The sequence below is a fragment of the Psychrobacter sp. FME13 genome (assembly GCF_014861395.1).
GTDB lineage: Bacteria > Pseudomonadota > Gammaproteobacteria > Pseudomonadales > Moraxellaceae > Psychrobacter.
Genome location: NZ_RRYV01000370.1, coordinates 1 through 605, shown reverse-complemented (window position 1 = coordinate 605; position 605 = coordinate 1). Strand labels below are relative to the sequence as shown.

The window sequence follows — 605 nt, the reverse complement described above, 5'->3', positions numbered from 1 at the left end:
ATTTGCTTTTAGAATCCCCCACTTGAGCTTTGCGAAAGTGGTGGGAGTATGTCAAAGCTGCTAACACTGCTGTAGTGACAATGAGCTCGACCAGCGTAAAACCTTGTTTGCTTCTAAAATCCTTGGTTTGTCTTGAGACTTTTTTATTGTATGTTTTTCCCCAAAAAAACACGCTATAGATTCGAGTTATATATAAGCTAAGCCTTTTACGCATGAACTCATCGTTCATTGATAGCAATATAAGTGAGAAACGTGTAGATAGCTTGTCATAATTTGACGATATCTTATAGAGCAATGTCATGAGGTTTGATTACCTATAGTGAGTAATGTTGTTCAACAAAACGATCTCGCTTTTTATTATTGGCTAGTTACGTGTTCTGGAAATATCAGCGATAGTCATTCCACCATAAAAGCATTAACTTAACCTCGCTTGAAGTATCACATATACCTCTACACTCGGTTGCTTTGTACTACTTTTGAATTTAATAGAATGTACCAAAAACACCCCACTCTCAACTTCGAAAGTGATTGAAAAAAGAAGAGCACCTCACTAATCTATTGTTTTCGACCAAGAATACAATGGAGTTGTGAGATGCCCATAGACG

General features: G+C 37.0%; 1 protein-coding gene. It reads right to left on the bottom strand.

The genetic code is table 11. From position 1 onward, the window contains the following. The coding region (locus tag EI164_RS16635; protein ID WP_192521061.1) for a prepilin-type N-terminal cleavage/methylation domain-containing protein at nt 1-214 on the bottom strand (214 nt) is incomplete at its 3' end. Nucleotides 215-605: the final 391 nt, after the last annotated feature.